Annotated in this window: 16 protein-coding genes; 9 read left to right on the top strand and 7 right to left on the bottom strand. The window is 69.0% G+C overall.

The features are described 5' to 3' along the window. Positions 1 to 7 precede the first annotated feature (7 nt). Positions 8 to 601, top strand: a complete 594-nt coding sequence (locus tag BO221_RS13695; RefSeq protein ID WP_073560906.1) for a hypothetical protein — start codon at positions 8 to 10, stop codon at positions 599 to 601. Positions 602 to 625: 24 nt separating this feature from the next. On the opposite strand, the gene BO221_RS54840 is transcribed toward BO221_RS13695, so the two are convergent. Next, complete coding sequence (locus tag BO221_RS54840) at positions 626 to 799, bottom strand: hypothetical protein (protein WP_158079838.1); 174 nt, start codon at positions 797 to 799, stop codon at positions 626 to 628. A 252-nt stretch (positions 800 to 1,051) separates the two neighbouring features. Between BO221_RS54840 and BO221_RS13690 the strand changes: the two genes are divergently transcribed. After that, positions 1,052 to 4,306: a PAS domain S-box protein gene (locus BO221_RS13690; protein WP_073560905.1), complete on the top strand. Its 3,255-nt coding sequence runs from the start codon at positions 1,052 to 1,054 to the stop codon at positions 4,304 to 4,306. Here the strand turns inward: BO221_RS13690 and BO221_RS13685 are convergent. Next, positions 4,285 to 4,881 carry a DUF2378 family protein gene (locus BO221_RS13685; protein WP_073560904.1) on the bottom strand — a complete coding sequence of 199 codons (597 nt, stop codon included), beginning with the start codon at positions 4,879 to 4,881 and terminating at the stop codon, positions 4,285 to 4,287. The genes BO221_RS13690 and BO221_RS13685 overlap by 22 nt on opposite strands. Positions 4,882 to 5,100: 219 nt before the next feature. After that, positions 5,101 to 7,290: a hypothetical protein gene (locus BO221_RS13680; RefSeq protein ID WP_073560903.1), complete on the bottom strand. Its 2,190-nt coding sequence runs from the start codon at positions 7,288 to 7,290 to the stop codon at positions 5,101 to 5,103. A gap of 406 nt (positions 7,291 to 7,696) precedes the next feature. Here BO221_RS13680 and BO221_RS13675 point away from each other — a divergent pair, with 406 nt between their 5' ends. Beyond that, a complete protein-coding gene (locus BO221_RS13675; RefSeq protein ID WP_073560902.1) occupies positions 7,697 to 9,940 on the top strand; it encodes a site-specific recombinase in 2,244 nt (747 codons plus the stop codon). A gap of 105 nt (positions 9,941 to 10,045) precedes the next feature. Continuing rightward, positions 10,046 to 10,687, top strand: coding sequence for an endonuclease III (nth, locus tag BO221_RS13670; RefSeq protein ID WP_073560901.1), 642 nt, complete (start codon positions 10,046 to 10,048; stop codon positions 10,685 to 10,687). Positions 10,688 to 10,711: 24 nt separating this feature from the next. On the opposite strand, the gene BO221_RS13665 is transcribed toward nth, so the two are convergent. The 3 genes from BO221_RS13665 to BO221_RS13660 form a co-directional block, all read right to left on the bottom strand. Continuing rightward, positions 10,712 to 11,419: a gamma-glutamyl-gamma-aminobutyrate hydrolase family protein gene (locus BO221_RS13665; RefSeq protein ID WP_073560900.1), complete on the bottom strand. Its 708-nt coding sequence runs from the start codon at positions 11,417 to 11,419 to the stop codon at positions 10,712 to 10,714. Positions 11,420 to 11,519: 100 nt separating this feature from the next. Further along, positions 11,520 to 11,666, bottom strand: a complete 147-nt coding sequence (locus BO221_RS54835; RefSeq protein WP_158079837.1) for a hypothetical protein — start codon at positions 11,664 to 11,666, stop codon at positions 11,520 to 11,522. A 53-nt stretch (positions 11,667 to 11,719) separates the two neighbouring features. Next, positions 11,720 to 13,240 carry a PLP-dependent aminotransferase family protein gene (locus BO221_RS13660; RefSeq protein ID WP_073561348.1) on the bottom strand — a complete coding sequence of 507 codons (1,521 nt, stop codon included), beginning with the start codon at positions 13,238 to 13,240 and terminating at the stop codon, positions 11,720 to 11,722. Between the two features lie 79 nt (positions 13,241 to 13,319). Between BO221_RS13660 and BO221_RS13655 the strand changes: the two genes are divergently transcribed. The 5 genes from BO221_RS13655 to BO221_RS13635 all read left to right on the top strand — a co-directional run bounded on the left by BO221_RS13655 (position 13,320) and on the right by BO221_RS13635 (position 18,705). Then, entirely contained in the window at positions 13,320 to 13,973 is a 654-nt protein-coding gene (locus tag BO221_RS13655) for a pyridoxamine 5'-phosphate oxidase family protein (RefSeq protein WP_073560899.1), read from the top strand. A 97-nt stretch (positions 13,974 to 14,070) separates the two neighbouring features. Continuing rightward, positions 14,071 to 14,694, top strand: a complete 624-nt coding sequence (locus tag BO221_RS13650; RefSeq protein WP_073560898.1) for a TetR/AcrR family transcriptional regulator — start codon at positions 14,071 to 14,073, stop codon at positions 14,692 to 14,694. Between the two features lie 32 nt (positions 14,695 to 14,726). Further along, the gene (locus BO221_RS13645) at positions 14,727 to 16,121 is read left to right on the top strand and encodes a hypothetical protein (protein ID WP_073560897.1); all 1,395 of its coding nucleotides are present in this window, start codon (positions 14,727 to 14,729) and stop codon (positions 16,119 to 16,121) included. 85 nt (positions 16,122 to 16,206) lie between these two features. Beyond that, positions 16,207 to 17,520 carry a hypothetical protein gene (locus tag BO221_RS13640; RefSeq protein ID WP_073560896.1) on the top strand — a complete coding sequence of 438 codons (1,314 nt, stop codon included), beginning with the start codon at positions 16,207 to 16,209 and terminating at the stop codon, positions 17,518 to 17,520. A gap of 3 nt (positions 17,521 to 17,523) precedes the next feature. Then, the gene (locus BO221_RS13635) at positions 17,524 to 18,705 is read left to right on the top strand and encodes a hypothetical protein (RefSeq protein WP_073560895.1); all 1,182 of its coding nucleotides are present in this window, start codon (positions 17,524 to 17,526) and stop codon (positions 18,703 to 18,705) included. Positions 18,706 to 18,804: 99 nt separating this feature from the next. On the opposite strand, the gene BO221_RS13630 is transcribed toward BO221_RS13635, so the two are convergent. Then, positions 18,805 to 20,181 (bottom strand): cytochrome P450, encoded by a 1,377-nt coding sequence (locus BO221_RS13630; protein ID WP_083681022.1) that lies wholly within the window; start codon positions 20,179 to 20,181, stop codon positions 18,805 to 18,807. Positions 20,182 to 20,275 lie beyond the last annotated feature (94 nt).

Genomic DNA, 20,275 nt, shown 5'->3' with positions numbered 1-20,275 from the left:
CTCCACCATGAAGACGCTGAAGCCCTTTTCCTCCGCCCTCGTCGCCGCCCTGCTCCTCGCTGGTTCCGCGCAGGCCCAGAACCAGAAGTTGCCGCTGCGCACGCCGGACCACCGGGAGATCCGCGCGCCGGACCGCCACGAGGAGCGCCGCGAGGACCGCCAGAACGCCGCCGAGCGCAGGGATGACCGGATGGACGTGGCGGAGCTGGAGCGGGTGCTGGCGCGCTTCGACAAGGCGCGGGCACAACGGAACAACGCCGCCGAGCTGGCCGCGGTGGACAACCGGCTGCGCGAGCTGCTGAGGGCGGAGCTGGCCGAGGGCAGCAAGGAGAAGCTCCAGGCCCGCGCCGAGACGCGGCGGGAGTGGGGGGAGAGCCGCGCGGAGAACCGGGACGATGTCCGGGACGCGCGCGCGGAGGCGGCCTCACTGGCGGCACGCAAGACGATCGCCCGCGAGCTGAACTCGCTCATGGGGGCCCGCGCCCCGTCGCAGCTCAACCGCAAGCGCGACCTCATCGTGGAGCTGGTGCGGCTCGGCAAGCAGGAGGTGCGGCAGGACCGGCAGGAGCAGCGCGAGGACCGCAAGGACCGCCGCTACTGAGCACTCCCCTGCCCTTGAAGTTCCTCAGCGCCGCGTATCGCGGCGCTTCTGCTGACGCGCATACTCCGAGCGCAACGCGCCCCCGATGCGTTTGCCGGCGACCAGGGTCATCTTCGAGACCGGGTTGCCCAGCTTCCGGGGTTTGATGGCTCCCCCGTTCGTGTAGGGGGTGGGATACCGATTGTCCCGCATCCTCATGGGTGTGTCCTCTCGGAGTCAGACCATCCATCCCCGGTAACGCCCGGCCGCTCCCGGGGATGCCTCGGGCTCCAGAGAGCGGCCACCAGGCGGCCATGCGAGCCCTGGGCACTGCCCGTGTGTCTGGCATCCACCCCAGGGTCGTACGTAGAGCCCCAGGCGCGTTCCGGCCAGGTGGGGACTACTTTCCCATTCTGCTGATGTCTCAGTGGAACGGGGCTTCTCTCCGAGGCCCGGGGGAGGAAATCCGGAGTGAACCTCGAGACACATCGGTCCACGAGCCCACCTGCCTCCCTGGCGGACCTGTTGGATTCCCGGCGGGAGGCCATCACCCGCCAGTGGCTCGAGCGTCTGCAGGCAGATCTGACCTCCGGGCCCCGGAGCCGCTCCGCCCTCGAGGACCACATCGGGGACTACCTCCTGGAGTTGGCCACGGTGCTGCGCCGCAGCGGGGACAGCGCGGCCGCCGCGGTGCCAGACCGGAGCGCCGAGGCCCGGCTCCACGGAGGCCAGCGCCTCACTCAGGGTTTCAAACTGCCCGCGGTGGTGCGGGAGTACGGTGTCCTCCACGACTGCATCCTCGAGCAGGCGAGACAGGAGGGCGTGCCCCTCTCCCACACCGAGGTGCAGCACCTGGCCTCCTTCCTCGTCACGGGCATCGCCGAGGCGGTGGACGCGTACACCGTCCAGCGCGACGAGCTGCAACGCCAGAACGAGCTCACCGCTCACCAGGAGGAGGAGGCCACGCGCGCCCGGCTGCTGAGGGAGTCCGAGGCCCAGCGCGAGCGCCTGGCCGCCCTCTTCCAGGAAGCGCCCGCGCTCATCTTCGTGCTGGAAGGACCCGAGCACGTCCTCACCCTGGCCAACCCCCGCCTCCACCAGGCCATCGGCGTGCGGGACATCTTGGGCAAGCCCCTGCGCGAGGCCCTGCCTGAACTGGAGGATCAGGGCTTCCGCGTGCTGCTCGACAACGTCTACCGCACGGGCGAGCCGGCCGTGGGCCACGAGGTGCGGGTCTGGGTGTACCGCAACGGTGGCCCCCCGGTGGAGTGCTTCTTCAACTTCGTCTACGCGCCCAACCGGGGAGCGGATGGACGGGTGGAGGGCGTCTTCGTCCACGCGGTGGAGGTGACGGAGCTGGTGCGCGAGCGCCAGAAGACCGAGGAGGCCCTGGCGCTGCTGGACACCCTGCTCACCACCGCCCCGGTGGGGTTGTCCTTCATGGATCGGGATCTGCGCTACGTGCGCGTCAACCAGATGCTGGCGGACATCGCCGGCGCCCCCATCGAGAACATCCTGGGCCAGGGGGTGAAGGAGGTCGTCCCCGGGCTGGCCACCCAGCTCGCGCCCATGCGCCGCCAGGTGCTGGAGACGGGACAGGCCGTGCTCGGCCAGGAGGTGACGGGCACCACTCCCGCGACGGGAGGGGAGATCCACCACTGGCTCATCAACCACGCCCCGGTGCGCAATGGCGCCGGCGAGGTCTTCCTCGTGGCCAGCGCGGTGCTGGACATCACCGAGCGCAAGCGCGCCGAGAGCGCCACCGAGGAGCGCTTCCGCCTGCTGGTGGAGAGCGTGGAGGACTACGCCATCTTCATGCTGGATCCCGAGGGCCGGGTGGCCAGCTGGAATCCGGGCGCCGAGCGCATCAAGGGCTGGAAGGCGGAGGCGGTGCTCGGCCACCCCATCTCCCTCTTCTACCTGCCCGGGGACGTCATGGCCGGCGTGCCCGAGGAGTCGCTGCGCATCGCCGCCTCCGAGGGGCAATACCGCACGGAAGCCGTGCTCGTGCGCAAGGATGGCACCCGGTTCTGGGCGGACGTGCTCATCAGCGCCCTGCGTGACGAGCGGGGCGGCCTGCGCGGCTTCGCGATGATCACCCGCGACATCTCCTCGCGGCGGCAGGCCGAGGAGGTGCTGCGCGCGACGACGCGGCGGCTCGAGGCCATCCTGGAAACGGCGGTGGACGGCATCATCACCATCGACGAGCAGGGCGCCATCCAGAGCGTCAACCCCGCCACGGTGCGCATCTTCGGCTACGCCCCCGAGGAGCTGATCGGCCGGGACATGCGCCACCTGGTGCCCGAGCCCCAGCAGCGCCGGAATCTCGGCACGGGGGTGCGCAAGCTGATTGGCATCGGGCGCGAGGTGCACGGCCGGCGCAAGGACGGGATCGTCTTCCCGCTGGAGCTCTCCGTCAGCGAGACGCTGCTGCCCCAGGGGCGCTTCTTCACCTGCATCGTGCGCGACATCACCGCGCGCAAGCGCGCCGAGGAGGCCCAGGCCCTGTTCGTCGAGGTGGGCACCCTGCTCTCCCAGTCCCTCGACGTGCACACCACCCTCAAGAGCCTCGCCTCGCTGGTGGTGTCACACCTGGCGGACTACTGCATGGTGGATCTGCTGAGCGAGGACGGGCAGCTGCACCGGTTGGAGCTGACGGCCCGGGACGCGGATGGGCAGGCCCTGCTGCACCACACGATGATGTACCCGCCCCACCTGGGGAACGGGGGCGTCATGCTGCAACTGCTCAACACCGGCGTGCCCCTGGCCGAGCCGGACGTCACCCCCGAGTGGCTGGAATCCGTGGCCCGCAACGAGGAGCACCGGGCCCTGCTGGAGGCGCTCTCGCTCAAGTCGGTGATCCTCGTGCCCCTGGTGGCGAGGGATCGGAAGCTCGGCATCATCTCCTTCGCCTGGAACCGGTTCCGCCCCACGTGCACCTCCACGGACATGGAGGTGGCCCGCGGCGTGGCCGATCGCGCGGCCATGGCGCTCGACAACGCGCGGCTCTACCAGGAGGCCCAGGCGGCCATCCAGGAGCGAGAGGATCTGGTGGCCATCGTCAGCCACGATCTGCGCACGCCGCTCAACGCCATCGCCCTGTCCGCCACCACGCTGCTCAAGCGCGAGGACGTGGACGAGCGCACCTCGAAGGCGGCCCAGCGCATCCACAGCTCGGCGGACCGGGCCAGCCGGATGATCCGGGATCTGCTCGACTTCAACCAGGCGCGGATGCGGGGCATCCCCGTGCACCGCGAGCCGCTGAACCTCCACGAGCACGTCCGGCGGGTGGTGACGGAGGTGCGGCTGGCCTGGCCCAGCCGGCGCATCTCCTTCCAGGCGAGCGGAGACGGCTGGGGCGATTGGGATGGGGATCGGCTGGCCCAGGTGGTCACCAACCTGGTGGGCAACGCGCTCCAGCACAGCCCCCGGGACACGCCCGTGCGGGTGTCCACCCGGAGCGAGGGCGAGGACGTGCTGCTCGAGGTGCACAACGAGGGGAACCCGATCTCCCCCGAGGTGCTGCCGGGGCTCTTCGAGCCCTACCAGCGGGGGCCGGAGGCGGGGGCACGCCAGGGGAGCCTGGGGCTGGGCCTCTTCATCACCCGGCAGATCGTCCTGGGCCACGGAGGAACCATCGACGTGAGCTCCACGGAGGACGACGGCACCACCTTCACCGTGCGCCTGCCCAGGCGCCTGGCGGCTCAGGACCAGCTGATGTCGTAGTCCACGTCGAGCGGGGAGAGGCGGAGGCCGCGCACCATGACACCCGGGACGGCGGAGCGCTCCACGACGGCGGTGAGGGTGCCCTCGACGTAGTTCATGGGCAGGAAGTCGCGGCGCGCGAGCAACCGCACCTGCTTGTCGCCGATCCGTTCCACGGAGCGCTCGCCATAGCTGAGCGCGGCGCGGCAGGCGTTGGGGAAGGCGGAGAGGAGCCGGTGCGGATCATTGCCGGCGAGTGCCACCATGGTCTTGCCCACGGTGGAGTGGAGGAAGTCCTCGGTGGCGCGCCGGCCGAGCCGGTGCAGGACGGCCTCCCTGCCGCCCAGCTTGGGGCCGAGCGTGTCCGCGGCGGTGTAGATGGCCTTGAGCAGATCGGCGACGGGGTAGCTGCGGAAGTCGACGAACTTGCGATCACCGGCGGCCGCGAGGCACTTCGCCCGGGCCTCCTCGCCGCCCAGCGCGCGCGTCGCATCGAACAGGCCGTTGAAGAACATGCCGCGAGCGGTATCCGCGGGGGTGGCCAGCGAGAGCAGATGTTCCAGTCCGGGGGCGGGAATGGAGGAAGGCAGAGGCACGGTGGGGGTACTCCAGGAACATGTCCGGCGAGCCCCATTAGAGCGCAAAACGCGGCTCTGACCACCTATCGCGTCGTCAGCTCCGCTCAGGACCCATCACTCCTCCTTCACGCCCCCTGAATTCCTGGATTTCTCAGTGGGTGCTACAGCGATGTAGAGCGCCCACCGGGCCGAGCGTGGCACCGGTGGGCGCGGATCAGGCGCGAGTTGGAGGACCGCTTACGGCAGGTCCTCGGCCAGCAGGAGGTTCTGTCCGCGGTTCCAGCCGAAGTAGTTCGAGCCGCAGGAGGTTCCATCCGCATGCTGCGTGGTCGACCAGATGGAGAACGTGTGGGGACCGGGTGACAGGTTCGGAATGATGCACGTCAGGTTCGCTGGGTGATAGTGATCCTGCCCGATGTTACCCGAGACCCATACGTGCTGAGCGGTGTTGCAACCAGTGGGCTGGTAGTCGACATACAGCTGGAATTGGCCCCAGCGTGCATTGCAGCCTGCAACCGCACGGAACGTGTCCGAGTACGTGACCTTCACCGCCTTTCCAGGCGAGCTGACGTTATGGATGATCTGTCGCGCGCCGACACCAGCCCATGCGCCAGACAATTCGCCGCTTCCGAAGCTCATGTTCGAGTAGGTGAGCCCCGTATTCGGGAGTTCCTCTACGAGGAGGAGCGGGTTGCTCCGCTCCCAGCCAAGGTTCGCGGCACCGCCCGTGTTCGCGGAGAGCGCGACGTCCAGGGTATGCCGAGCAGCGGACACGTTCGGGAGAATGCAGGTCATCACGAACGGATTGTGCAAGTCACCGCCGGTGCCCTGCCCATCGTACTTGCCGGTGTAGCAGTTGGTGTTGACCCCATCGAGCCGCACCATCACCGTGCCCCATCCGCCGTTCTGATTGTAGCCTACGCGGAGAGTATCGGCGAGCGTCACTTTGAGCAGTGTGGATGCGGACTGCTTGATGAACGTGACTTCGCGTCCACTCATCTTGGCGTACGAAGTGCTCGCCGTGCCGACAGAGCCCCCTGCTTTCGAAAAAGCGTAGGGCCTGGTGCCATCGAGCTCTTCGGCAAGGAGCAACGCACTGTTCGTTCCACCGCCGACGGAACTGGTTCCTCCACTCGCAAACGCCCACACATCGAACTCGTACAGGCCCTTCGGGAGTTGCTCGGTGAGGCAGACATTCGCGAACGGCAGATGATGGTCCTGATTCCAACCGGAGGCGTTTGAGTTGTATTGCCAGGCGTCGCAGCCCGCCACGCCGCCGTTCATGCGTACCGAGTACGCACCACGCCCGCCATTGTACGCTCCACCAACCCGAAAAGTGTCGGAGACGGTGAGCTTGATGCGCGACGTATCGCTGGTCTTGTAGATCCAGACCCGGCGCGACACGGGGACCCACAGATTGGTGATTTCACCAGAGCCGTAGCTGCCCCGTGGGTTGCTCGCCCACTTCGTCGGGAAGAAATTGGCCGCGCTGCACACGAACTGGGTCGTCGTGACCTCGGAATCGCTCAGCGTCCCGTCGGCATTCGAGTCGAAACCCGTCTTCACGGCCGTGCCACCGTACGCGCAGTTGGCGCCCGCGGGCTCGGTATCGAGCCGCACGAGGGCCTCGCCACGGTTCGGATCGGTCGTCTCCGTGAGCCCGTTACACACGAACGTGGTGTTCGTCACCTCGTTGGTGCCGAGCATGCCGTCACCATTCGCATCGAAGCCGCTCTTCACGGCCCTGCCGCCCTGGCCGCAGTTCGCACCGGCCGGCGCGGCGTCGAGCTTGACGAGCGCCTCGGTACCGCCCGCGCCCGTCGAGCCGGTGCAGACGTACTGCGTCGTCGTCACCTCGTTGCTCTCGAGCTGACCGTTGACGTTCATGTCGATGCCGCCGAGGACGGCCGTTCCACCCTGGGGGCAGTTCGGACTGGCGGCCTCGGACGCCATCTTCATCAGGTACGCATTCCCCTTCTTCTCGCCCTCCCCGTTGCAGAGGTACTGCGTGTGGGTGACCTCGGAGTCCCCCTGCACGCCGTCGGCGTTTGTATCGACCCCGGACAGAACGGCGGTACCACCGGACGCACACCGCGCGCCCGCGGCCTCGGGCATCAGCTTCACGAGGGACATGCTGCCGGACTGGGTGCCGCTCCCGTTGCACACGTAGGAGGTCTGCTCCACCTCGTCGTCGCTCAGCGCGCCGTCCCCGTTGTCATCGAGGCCCGTCTGGAGCGCGGTGCCACCCTGAGGGCAGCGGGCTCCCGGCGCCTCCGGAATCAATCGGACGGCCGCGTTCTTACCGTTGCTGCTGGGGGTGCCGCTCTGCCCGTCCGCGCCCGGAACATCCGAGGGCGAAGAACACGCGGTCACCGCGAAGACGAGACCGGCCATGACAGACGGACGCCAACTCCACTGCTGGGACATTCAACCTCTCCTGGATTGCAGAGGCGTGGGACACGCCGCATCGCGGTCCGTTCACGCATCAGTGCGCAGAAGAGAACTTTGTTTGCCCTATCACCGTCAAGACACCGTCCCGCACCGGCGAGGCGCCAGGAATAACGGCCGATCAGCAGGCAAACATACATGACTCATATCAAGCAAGAAATTGCACTGATTGATTCTCAGACATCGCGACAATTGCGTTGCACCAGCAACTATTTTGTAAGCGACCAGACTGGAGAAGCAGACAGCATGCGGAGACGAGGGCTCCGCTGCCCGCGTGCTCCTCCCTCCGTCGGGCCATCTCGGGGAACAGACAGTCCGGAGGGCAGGCAGGCTCAAGTCCTCCCATTTTGCGTTTTGTTATTTTGAGGACAAACTTTCTGACACCATGCTCGCCAGCCCCATCCCCGTCCCGTGCCCTGAGCCTGCCATCTCCCCGCACACGCTGGAGCAACTGCTGACCAGTTATCCGAGGACCCCCGAGGCGGAGCAGCGGCTGGGCGAGCTGCATGCGCTGCTGACGTCGGCTCGGCCCCAGGCGCCGCTCGCGGCCCGCCTGACATGGCTGGAGGAACTGGTCCGCTGGCTCCAGGCCCCAGGCGCCACACCGTCGCGTCGCGGGCGGCTGGCCCCAGTGGAGTCCCAGGGGTCGGCTCGCCTGCGGCTACTGGTGGAGGTACTCAGCGAGGAGCCCGTGTGGTGCGAGGCCTTGCGTGATGTCCTCGCGTCGGTGCTCACCGAGACGTCCGCGCTGAGGTTGTTCACCGAGCCGGGCCTGTCCGCCGGGCGCGGCCTCCTGGGAGATGCCGTGGCGCGGCTCGGACAGCAACTGGTCCCTCCCGCGCCGGACGAGCGGGACCTCGCTCAATGGGTGTGGCGCCTGTTCCCCGGGAAGGAAGGCCAGGCCTGGCTGGACGAGCTGTCCGAGGAGCAGGTGGTGGCCTTCTGTGCCCTGCTGCGTTCGCCCTCCTTCGCCCCATTGACGGAGGCGGTGGAGGACGCGGTGCTCGTACTCGCCTCGCGCGCGAGTGCCCTCGGTCTGGCGAGTGACGTGCTGGCACGGCTGCCTCCGGGGCCAGTCGAGCACTCTCCGTTCGTCCGCCTGCCTCGCGCGTGCGAGGCGTTGCGGTTGGAGGTGCGAGCGGGCGCGCAGGGCTCCACGGTGGAGCGGCGACGGGAGGCCTGCGCCGAAGCCATCGCCGGTTGCCGCGCCGCCACACAGCGCGTGCTGCGCCACATGGATGCACACGCGGTGGGAACGGATCTCGTCTACCGGCTCGAGCAGCTCGGCCATGCCCTGGACCGGCTGGAATCGCTGCTGTGGCTGCTCGCCCCGGACCGCGCCCGCGCAACACCCGGCGCCGCCCTCCGGCTGCTGTCATCCCTGGTGGATGCGCATGCGAGGGAGCGCAGCGTGGTGGCGCTCTTCCGCAGCAGCGTGCGGCGCATCTCGCGGCGCATCTTCGAACACACCGGAGAGGTGGGCCGCCACTACATCGCCACCACCCAGGACGAGTACCACCGGATGGTGAGCGCGGCGGCGGGCGGCGGGCTGCTCACCGCGGGCACCGCGGCGCTCAAGCTGGCCATCACCTTCGCGGCGCTTCCCCTCTTCTTCGAGGGGCTCGCGTCCGCCACCAACTACGCCCTCTGCTTCCTGCTCATCCAATTGCTCGGCTTCACCCTGGCCACCAAGCAGCCCTCCATGACGGCCGCGGCCCTGGCTGCCTCGATGGATGTGAAGGCCGGCGACAAGGGAATGCACAGCCTGGTGCAACAACTGGCCTGCATCACCCGCTCGCAACTGGCCTCGGTCTTCGGAAACCTTGGCGCGGTGGTGGCCACCGTCACCTTCGTGGGACTCGTCATCCAGGCGCTCCGGGGCCAGCCGCTGCTGGAGGCGAGCGAGGCGGAGTACGTGGTGCGCTCGCTCCACCCGCTGAAGAGCGGCACCCTGCTCTTCGCCGCCCTCACCGGCGTGCTGCTGTGGTGCTCCAGTGTCTTCGGCGGCTGGCTGGAGAACTGGGTGCACTACCAGCGCCTGCCGGAGGCACTCGCGCGTCACCCCGGGTTGCGCTGTCTGCTCGGTGAGGCCCGGGCGAAGAAGCTGGGCGAGGCCCTCGCGCGTCATGCGTGCGGCCTGGGCGCCAACGTCAGCCTGGGCCTGCTGCTGGGCATGACGCCCGCGGTGTGCCGCTTCTTCGGCCTGCCCATGGACGTGCGGCACGTCACCCTCAGTGCCGGCACCCTCGCCTTCGCCGGCACGGCGCTGGGGCCCGAGCGGCTGGTGGAGCCGGCGTTCCTCTGGGCCGTGGTGGGCCTCCTCGGCGTGGGAATAATCAACCTGACCGTGAGCTTCTCGCTGGGGCTCTCCGCGGCGGTGCGGTCCCGGGGCCTGGAGCCGGTGGGCTTCCTGCGCCTGGCGTGCGCGGTGCTCGCGGGCGGCTTCCGCTCCCTGGCTGATTTCGTCCTTCCCCCCGTCCCCCTGCAGCCGGCTCCCCCACCCTCGTCGCGCTATAGCGTGCGATCGGCGGCACGCTCACGCTCCTCCAGCCGAGGCGGAGATGGGCTCCACGGAATGCCCTTCGCTACCAGTAGAACCCCTCCCAGTACTCATCATCAAAACGGGTGAAGCACCGCGTCGCCACGAGGGGTTCGGCCGTCCCATTCCTGGACTTTCCGTGTCGGTCCCGCCCGGTACACTGCGTCTCCGTCGCCTCTCCCTCCCGAGCGCCACATGACCGCCGCCCAGACCGCCAAGACCCTCCTCACCCGTCTTCACGAGGCCCACCCGGGTGCCCGCTACGAGCTCAACTGGAACACCCCTTTCGAGTTGCTCGTCGCCACCATCCTGGCCGCGCAGTGCACGGATGAGCGCGTCAACCGCGTGACCGCGACCCTCTTCACGAAGTACCCCGGCCCCCAGGCCTTCGCCGAGGCCGATACCGCCGCGCTCGAGGAGGACCTCAAGCCCACCGGCTTCTTCAAGCAGAAGACCAAGTCGGTTCAGGCCATGAGCCGCGAGCTGCTCGCGAGCTTCGGCGGTCATGTGCCCAAGACGATCGACGAGCTCATCACCCTGCCCGGCGTGGCCCGCAAGACGGCCAATGTCGTGCTCAACACCGCCTTCAATCTCCCCTCGGGCGTCATCGTCGACACCCACGTGGCCCGCGTCAGCCAGCGCATGGGCCTCTCCAAGAAGGAGAAGCCCGAGGAGATCGAGAAGGACCTGATGAAGCTCATCCCCCAGGACCAGTGGACCTTCTTCGGGCCCGCGACCGTGCTGCACGGCCGCTACACCTGCACGGCTCGCAAGCCCAAGTGCGAGGCCTGCCCCATGAACGACGTCTGCCCGAAGATCGGCGTGGAGGAGAAGTAGGGCCCTCCCCACCCCGTCCGGTGTTCACCTGGCGGCGCGCGCCACCCGGGCGAAGTGGTGGGCGAGCCGCTCGAGCAACTCCCGGTTCTCGGCCTCGGCCGAGCGCAGCTTGGGGAGCTGCGAGCGCAGCTCGTCGAGGTCCTTCTCGTACAGCTCGACCAGCTCCTCGGCGCCCTGGGTGAACCAGCGGTCGAGCTCGTCCGCGGTGAGCTCCAGGTGGAACTGGAAGCCATACGAGTCGCCGAGCCGGAAGGCCTGCTGGGTGTAGCGATCCGTGGAGGCCAGGAGCGTGGCGCCGGGCACGGCCTTGAAGGTGTCCTGGTGCCAGTGGGCCACGGTGGTGCGCGGGCGCACTCCCGCGAGCACGGGATCGGCCAGGCCCTCCTTCGTCCAGCGCACGGGCGCCGCGCCCACCTCGAGGCCGTTCTTCCCGACGAAGACCTCGGAGCCGGCCGCGGCCGCCAGGAGCTGCGCGCCCAGGCACAGGCCCAGCACCGGAAGCCCCAGCGCGAGCCGCTCGCTCACCAGCGCCAGCTCCTCGCCGAGGAAGGGATGGCGATCCGCCTCGTAGACGCCCATGGGACCGCCGAGCACCACCACCAGCTCCGCGTTCAGGTCCTCGCGCTTGACGCCGCGGAAGCGCTTCACCAGCGTGAAGCCCGCCGCCTCCAGCGCAGGACCCAGCAACCCCGGCCCCTCGTGCTCCTCATGCTGCATCACCACCGCGCGCATGGCGCCTCCTGGATGGGAGTCCGCGCACCGTAACGGCAAAGGCCCCACCCGGGAAGCCCGGATGAGGCCTTCATCACCACGAAGCGGAAGCTCCGAGCCGTTACGGGCAGGGAGAGGTGCAGACCAGCTGCCCGGTGATCGGGTGCTTGTAGCAGTACGGCGCGCAGGTATCGGCCTGCACGGGGGCGGAAGCGAGGCCCAGGCCCAGGGCGATGGCGGCGACAGCGACGAAGAGAACGCGCTTCATGTGGTGCTCCTTGGGGGGGTTGAAGTGAAGCGCGCCGAGGATAAACGATCCGCTCAGGGCTGAGTAGCTCTTCCCTTTCTCGCGGATAATTCTCGTTTCGGCGCACGAGGGCTCCTGGGAAGGGTGCGCGCCATGCGCCGTACCGCCTCGACGAGCTCGGACTCCTTCAGGCAGGCGAAGCCCAGCCGCACTGCGGGTACGGGGCGGCCGTCGAAGCTGTAGTCGCTCCCGGCGGTGAAGGCCACTCCAGCCTCCCGCCCCGCGCGGGCCCAGGCCGCGGCGTCCACGCCGGGTGCACAGTGCGCCCACAAGGCCATGCCCCCCGCGGGAGGCGACACGGTGAGCGCGCCGGCCAGCTCCCGCTCCACCGCCTCCACCAGGGCGTCGCGCCGGCCGCGGTAGATGCCATGCATCTTGCGGACATGACGGCGCACCTCGCCCTCTTCCAGCAGCTCGGCGACCGCGGCCTCCAGGGCGGTGTCCCCCTGCCGGTCCACCGCCTCGCGCACCCCGAGGGCGTGCTCCAGGAAGGAGCGAGGCGCGGCGAGGAAGCCCAGGCGCAGGGCCGGGGCCAACACCTTGGACAACGTGCCCACGTACAGCACGAGCCCGTCCCGATCCGCGCTCGCCAGGGGAAGGATGGGGCGGCCCTCGTAGTGGAACTCGTGATCGTAGTCGTCCTCGATGAGGGCCACGCGGTGCGTGCGCGCCCACGCCAGGAGCGCGAGCCGCCGCGCCGGGGAGAGCGTCACGGTGGTGGGGTACTGGTGATGAGGCGTGAGGTACACCGCACGCACCGGAGTCCGCTGGGCGAGGGTCTCGAGCGCCTCCACCCGCAGGCCCTCTCCGTCCAGGGGAATGGGGGCGAGGCGGGCTCCAGCGAGTTGGAAGGCGTGCCAGGCGGGACGGTAGCCAATCGCCTCGACGGCCACGGTGTCGCCGGGCGTCACCAGGGTCCGGGCCACCAGGTCCACCGCGCCCTGGCTGCCCCGGGTGACGATCAGATCGTCCGCGCCAACGGCGAGCCCCCGCAGGGAGGAGAGCATCCCGGCGAGCGCGGCACGCAGGCGGTGGAGGCCCCGTGCATCGCCATAGTGGAGCAGGCGCTTGCCGTGGAGCTTCAGGGCCCGGCGGTAGGCGCGCGCGAGGAGGGACGCGGGAAGGAGCCGGATGTCGGGGGCACCTCCGGCGAGAACGAGCATGCCGCGAGAGGGATCGGGCTGCTCGCGGCGCAGGGGGGTGGACGGAAGGGAGAAGCCCACCTGGGTGGGCATGGCGGTGCGAGGGGCTCCGGCGGTGGAGCGGGCGGGCACGTCCGGCAGCGTGGGCGAGACGTAGGTGGCACGCGCCGCCGAGGTGGAGATCCACCCCTGCGTCTCGAGCTCCCGGTAGGCGGCGAGCACCGTATTGCGGTGCACGCCCAGGGAGTCCGCGAGGGTGCGGCTTCCGGGCAGGGGTGATCCGGGCGGGAGCCGGCCCCGGCGGATGTCCTCCTCCAGCGCGCGGGCGATGCGCACGAAGAGGGGCGTGGGAGATGGAGCGTGGAGGTCGAGCGTGAGGTTCCAGCCCTTCATGGAGGAGAGCCTACTGGTCCATCGGATTTGTGGAAACTGGGCCTGTTGGATGGACCAGTCCGGGAGCATGAAGAGGAGCATGAACACGCCCCCTCCCAGTGAACGCGCCACCGTCCGCCGCCTGCCGCAGCGAGCCTCCTATGAGGAGGCGGCCATCCACGCCATTCTCGACGCGGGCCTGATGGCCCACGTGGGCCTGGCGGTGGACAGCCAGCCGTACGTGATTCCCATGGTGTACGGACGGCTCGGCGGGAACCTGTACCTGCACGGAGCATCCGTGAGCCGGATCGCCCGGCAGCTCGCCCAGGGGATTCCGGTGTGCTTCACCGTGACGCTGCTGGATGGGCTCGTGATGGCTCGCTCCGCGTTCCACCACAGCATGAACTACCGCTCGGTGGTGGTGCTGGGCACCGCGGCGCTGGTGACGGACGAGGCGGAGAAGACGCGGGCGCTGGAGGCGATCACCGACCACGTCCTGCGCGGCCGCTGGTCCGAAGTGCGTCCCCCCAACGCGCAGGAGATGAAGGCCACGTCCGTGCTGCGGCTGCCGCTGGAAGAGGCCTCGGCGAAGGTGCGCACCGGGCCGCCGAAGGACGATGAGGAAGATCTGTCACTGGACTGCTGGGCGGGGGTGGTTCCGCTGCGGCTCGTGGCGCTTCCGCCCGAGGACGCTCCGGAGCTGCGCGAGGGCATCCGTCCCCCCGGGCCCCTCCTGGAGTACCGGCGTTCCTGATGCCGCGCGGACCCGAATAAACCTCCTCACTGAGGAAGGATAAAAACCCACACGAAGGGCTTGCTGCGGGAATATCCGCCGAATATCCATCTCGCTCATGGGAAGGATATCGGGAGCCCGCAACCGCAATCATGACGAGACGCGCTCGCGGCTTCTGGCCAGCGTGGCGCAGCAGATGCTCATGTCGGGCGGCTCGCACCCGAGCCTGCGCGTGCTCGCGGAGGGCGCCGGGGTGGACCCCGGGACGCTGAGGCATTACTTCGGCGATCGCCAGGGCGTGGTGCAGGCCGCCTTCGAGTACCTGTTGAAGTTCGGACAGGAGCGCCAGGCCTGGGCGAAGACCCTGGCGGATCTGCCGGCGAGGGAGGCCTTCTCGCAACTGCTGGGACAGGTCGCCGCCGCGTGGTCCGGGGCCCTGGGCGGCATGCACGCCACGGGCTTCGCCGAGGGCATGGCCGACTCGGAGCTCGGGCAGATCTACGTCTCGTCGATCCTCGAGCCCACGCTGAGCTCGGTCGAGGAGCTGCTGATCGTCTTCCACACGCGAGGAGAGCTGTCCGTGCCCAATGCGCGGGTGGCCGCGCTCGCGCTGATGTCTCCGGTGCTGCTGGCGCTCTTCCACCAGCACCAGTTGCAGGGCCGCCGGTGCCGTCCGCTCGTCATGGAGCACTTCATCGAGCAGCACCTGGATGGCTTCTTGAAGGGCTACACGAAGAGCTAGTTCCACACCGCATTCCAACAGGGGAGTTGTCCATGCTTTCACCGCGTTTATCGACGGTGCTGGTCGTGCTTTGCCTCGTGACGGGCTGTCAGTGCGGCGGAGGGGGCGAAGTGCCCACCGTGCCGGAGAAGGTGGTGGGCCACTGCGTCTATATGAACCGGTTCAGCAGCCTCGAGGAGTGCCGGGACTATGTCGGTGAGTGGACCGACGAGTCCGCGGTGGAAGACTGCAAGGACCAGGGCTCGACGGCGGTGCTGGGCTCGGCGTGCAACCTGGAGGAGCGGCTGGGTTACTGCTTCCTGGGAGGCGAGAACGACAAGTGGACGCGCATCAGCTTCCCCGGCGTGGACGCGCAGAAGTGCGGCTCCATGCAGCGCGGGTGCGAGCTGTTCGGCGGAGGCGTGTTCGATCCGGCGCCCGTATGCGGTGGGCAGGTGCAGGACAGCAGTGGGGGCACGGGGCTGCCCACGTTCCAGCAGCCGGTGCTCAACTGTGTCGACCCCAAGCCGGGCGAGCCCCCTGGGATGTCTCCGGGTGGGAAGGTCTGCACGTGGGAGATGATCTCCGGAGCCACCGAGCCGGGCCGTAGCTTCATGGACTACGCGAGCTGCGATCGCGTGCGCACGCAGCGCCCATACTACCCGGTGCCACCGGCGGAGAACGCGGAGCGCGAGGATGCGCGCATGGGGGAGCCGGCGTACGTCGCGGAGGCCAACTGGGTGAGGTCGCAGATCGAGTCGACGGCCTGTGTCTGCTGCCACTCGACGCGCGCGCCCAAGGGTCCCTCGAACTGGTACGTCGAGTCGCCGGGCAACTTCCTCAACTCCTTCAACCCGAGGGGCCTGGCCATGGGCGCCGGGTGGATCAACACGGTGGGTTTCGGCACCTACCCGCGTGAGCAGAACAATGGCTTCTCGCGAGCGGGGCCCGAGAACCCCCACGACTCCATCTTCGTCACGACGGATCCGGTGCGGATGATGAGCTTCTTCGAGGCCGAGCTCTTCCACCGGGGTTACAAGCGCGAGGACTTCGCCGGCCAGACGTATGGGGCGGGACCGCTGGATGAGCAGCGTTTCTACCGGCCCACGCTCTGCGAGAACGGAGAGGGCATCGCCGCCGATGGGACGCTGTCCTGGAGGGGTGGCAAGGCGCGTTACGTGTACGTTCTCGAGGCGGACGCCGCGTCTCCGACGGTGCCGCCGAACCTGGATCTGCCCACGGGCACGCTCTGGCGCATCGACGTGCCGGTGGATGGAACGCCCGTGTCGAGCGGAACGGTGCGGTACGGAGTGGTCCCCACGGGCCTGTCGCAGCGCTTCCCGGCGTCCGGCCATCCCGACTCGCTGGTGAGTGGCAGGACGTACTACCTCTACGTGCTGGCGGACCTCATCGTGCCCATCACCCGCTGTCTGTTCACCCTGCCGTAGTCCTCCACGAATTCTGCACGAACATTCCTCGGGGGGTGCACGGGGCATCCATTCCCATTGCACCCCCCAGCCCCACTCTGGGTCCATGAGCCCAGACACCCTTCCTCCCCCGCCTCCGCCCACGCCACCGCGCCCGCCGGCGAGCTCGCCGGTCCGGCGGGCGTTCGGGTGGCTCGCCCGCCACCACGTCTTCGGAAGCCTCCTCATCGTCGTCTTCGCCACCGCGGTCATCGCCGGCCAGGTGGCGGACCGGACGGACTTCGCCAGCTCGGAGCTGGCCCGGGACGTGGAGGAGCGCTGGGGCGCCCCCGTCGTCCAGCCCGCGCCCTCGCTGCGCTACGTGCAGAGCGGCACCATCTTCACCGAGCTCAAGCCCCTGCCCTTCGACAAGCAGCACGTGCAGGTGCAGTCCCGGATGAACTACCGCAAGCGCGGCCTGCGCTACTTCTCCGGCTTCGACTTCACGCTCTCGGCCGACTACGCCGTCGTCAACCGCGAGGGCCACGACATCGACGTGGCCTTCATCTTCCCCATCGAGGTGGACAAGTCCCAGGTGCTCCTCTCGGAGCTGCAGTTCCTCGTCAACGGCGCCGAGTCGGATCTGGATCTCGGCGAGTCCGGCAACCGGCTCGTCTGGACGGGCCGCATCTCCCAGGGCGCGACCAACACCTTCTCCATCCGCTACCGCGCCCGGGGGCTCGACTCCTTCATCTACAAGCTGGATCCCGCCCTGCCGGCCCGTGACGTACGGCTGCACATGGCCGTCGAGGGGGGCGAGAACTTCGACTATCCGCCCCAGGTGCTCTCGGCCACCCAGGTGGATGCCGGGCGCGGCACGGTGGCCCTCGATTGGGCCTTCCAGTCGCTCGAGTCGGGCGTGAACCTCGGCGTCATCCTCCCCTCGGTGGAGGCATATGATCTCGTCATCTCCACCATGGCGGGCCGCGCCTGGGTGCCCTTCCTCGCCCTGCTGGCCCTGCTGGCCGCCTTCAGCATCCGCCACCGCCGGCCTCTCGCCTTCTACGAGTCGTACCTGCTGGCTTCCGCGTACGGCTTCTTCTTCGTGCTGCTGGCCTACCTCGCGGCCTTCATGAACTTCTACGTGGCCTATGCGGTGGCCACCCTCGGCCTCGGCGCGGCGGTGGTCGTCTACGTGAAGCGCCTCTACCCCCAGGAGCGGACCACCCACCTGGCGGGCGTCTGGGGAGCCACACTCGTGGTGCCCACCACCGCCGTCATCCTCCAGGGCTACACCGGCCTCATCTACACGTTGGAGATCCTCGCGGCGCTGCTCGGCCTGATGGCCCTCTCCACCCGCGCCAGTGTGCGGGCCCTGCTCTCGGATCTCCCCCCCGGCGGTGAGCCGCCGCACGCCCCCATCGCCCAGGAAGCGAGGTGAACCATGTGGACTTCTTCTCTCGTACTCGGATTGCTGCTGACCGCTTCGGCGAGCTCCCCCTTCACCCCAGCGGTCTCGGGCTCCGCGACCGTTCCCCTCGAGGAGCTGCTCCCGCTGTATGCGAAGCGCCCGGAGCAGGCACCGCCCACCCCGCCCACGGACGCGCTGGTGGTGAAGAGCCAGCTCAAGGGACGCCTCACCGCGAACGCCTTGGTAGTGGACGCGCACTTCGAGGTAGAGGTGCTCGCCAGCGAGCGCTGGACACAGGTGCGGTTGCTGCGGCTCGACGCGGACACGTACCTGACGTCGCTCCCCACGCTGGAGAACGCCACGGTGGGCGCGCTGGAGGACCAGCTCACCCTGGTGACGCGCGAGCCCGGCCGCTACAGCTTCGACGTCAGCCTCGCGTTGCGGCCCTCGAGTAGCGGTCCCGAGCGCCAGGTGCAGCTGCGCTTCGGCCCCCACGTCACGCCGGTGCCGCTGCGGCTGGAAGCGGATGCCACGGCCTTCACCGTGACCGAGCCTCCAGCCTCCGGAGGTGAGGACTCCGAGGTGTACCCGAGGCAGGGCGTGTTGCGGATCGGCTGGCGCACGGCCGTGGCGCCGAAGGTGGCCCGCCAGGTGGTGCGGCCGCCGCTGGAGCCGAGCATCCCCGAGGCCCACGCCTCCTGGGTGTCCACGTTGGAGGGCAAGGCGTCGGTGCGCGTGCGCTACGCGCTGCGGTTGGATCGCGAGCAGGAGCTCGAGCTGGAGCTCCCCGAGGGCCACCGCCTCGAGCGGGTACTGCTCGATTCAGTGCCGCTGGTGCCCGCCGAGAAGGACGGCAAGCTGACGCTGAAGGTGGCCCCGGTGCGATTCGGCGAAACGGAGGCCTCGCTGGAGGTGGTGCTGGCGAGGGACCTGGGCGTCTTCCACCTGTCCGGCCGGTTGAAGCTGGCGCTGCCCCGGGTGTCCTGGCCGGTGGCCACGGTCCAGGCCCGGGCGCACTTCCCGGCCGTCTTCAACTACCGGCGCGAGGGCGGCAGCATGGAGCAGTACGAGGAGACGGAAGCGGGCGGCGGACTGGAGACGCAGACGCCACTGCCCGGCAAGGTGATCCACTTCCGCCAGTACCTGGTGGCGGCCTCCGCGCCCACGCTGGAGCTGGGCTACTCGGTGGACATCTCCCAGAGCTACTTCCGGTGAGATGCCGGCCCACGAGCCTCCCGGGCGCGCTCTTCACGAACTTGTCCAACAGTTGGACAAGTTGCGCGAGACCGCGCCCGGAGGGCTCCCTCCTGACGCTCAGCGCCGCGAGAAACGCACGATGAGTCCGTCACGCGGGAGTGGGATCGGGAAGGGAATGAGGCTCAGGTCCTGTCCGGGAACGAGCTCCCACTGATAGCCGCGCAGCAGCAGGGCGGCGGCCACGGCCATCTCCACCATGGCGAAGTGCTGCCCGACGCACACCCGCGGGCCACCGCCGAAGGGAATGTAGGCCCCCTGTGGCTTCTGCTCGTTGCGCTCGGAGCCCATGCGATCCGGATCGAAACGCTCGGGGGACGTCCACGGGGCGCTCCGGTGCGTGCCGCGGATGCTCAGGGAGATCTGCCATCCCTTGGGGATGCGATAGCCACCGTAGGCCACGTCCTGCGTCGTCACCCGGAAGGCTCCCGCGACAGGCGGGATGACACGCATCACCTCCTGGATGACCTGGTGCAGGTAGGGCATGGCCCGGAGAGACTCCAGCGTCAGCGGCCCCTTCTCCGCCACCTGCTGCTCCTGCCGGCACCGCTCCAGCACTTCCGGGTGCTGGGCCAGCATCATCATCAGGTTGGAGGTGGCCGTCACCGTGGTGTCATGGCCCGCGAAGAGCAGGAGCTGGAGCTCGTCGAGGACGGTGTCTCGAGGCAGCGGCTGGCCCTGCTCATCCCGGGCCGACAGGAGTGAGCCGAGGGTGTCGGGGGGCTGCTCGGCCAGCTTCTCGCGCTCGGCCACGAGCGGGGTGAGGTACTCGCGCATCTCCTTCTCGGCGGCGACCCCCCGGCCAAAGGTGGTGAAGGGGATGTCCACCGGCACGGCGGAGAAGAGGCCCGCCACCCATTGCTTGAACAGGCGGCTCATGTAGGCCGCGTCCACCCGGCTCTCGCCCATCAGGAGGACGATGGCCACCTCGAACACGAGCGCGCGCACGGCGTCCACGGCCTTGAACGGCTGCTTCGCCGAGAGCCACTGCTCGAGGTGCTGATGGACGAGGGCCTCGATGCGCGGCACGAAGTGGCGCATGGTGGCGTAGGTGAAATGGGGGGCGAGCAGGCGGCGGCGATCCAGGTGGGCGCTGCCGTTGATCATCGCGACGGACTGCTTGCCCAGCAGCTTCCGGGCGCTCAGGTGCCAGCGATTGCGCAGGTACTTGTTCTCGCCGGCGAAGATCCACCGGTTGGCCTCGGGACCGACCAGGAAGACGATGGGCTCGCCCAGCACGTGGGAGCGGAAGACATCTCCATGGAGCCGGCGGCGCTCCTCCAGGAACTTCCCGCTGTCGCGGATGAAGGCGAGCGTCTCGCCCAGCAGCGGGAGACCCGAGCTGCCGGGCGGCAGCGGCAGGCGGGAGACATCCTCGGAGGAGCCAGGCGAGTTCTCGGGAGAGGCCGGTATTTCCATGGTCTGGTCGTATGCCATGGGCGCCGCGCCGTGTTAAAGTCCGGACGCTTCTGGAGCCCTGACATCCACCTACACTCTCCCATGGGAGAGGCGGCTCCACAGGGGGGTAGAG

Origin of the sequence: Archangium sp. Cb G35 (assembly GCF_001896145.1) — a bacterium.
Taxonomy (GTDB): domain Bacteria; phylum Myxococcota; class Myxococcia; order Myxococcales; family Myxococcaceae; genus Archangium; species Archangium violaceum.
Note: the sequence above shows the minus strand (reverse complement) of the source record. Positions and strands in the feature narration are given on the sequence as shown.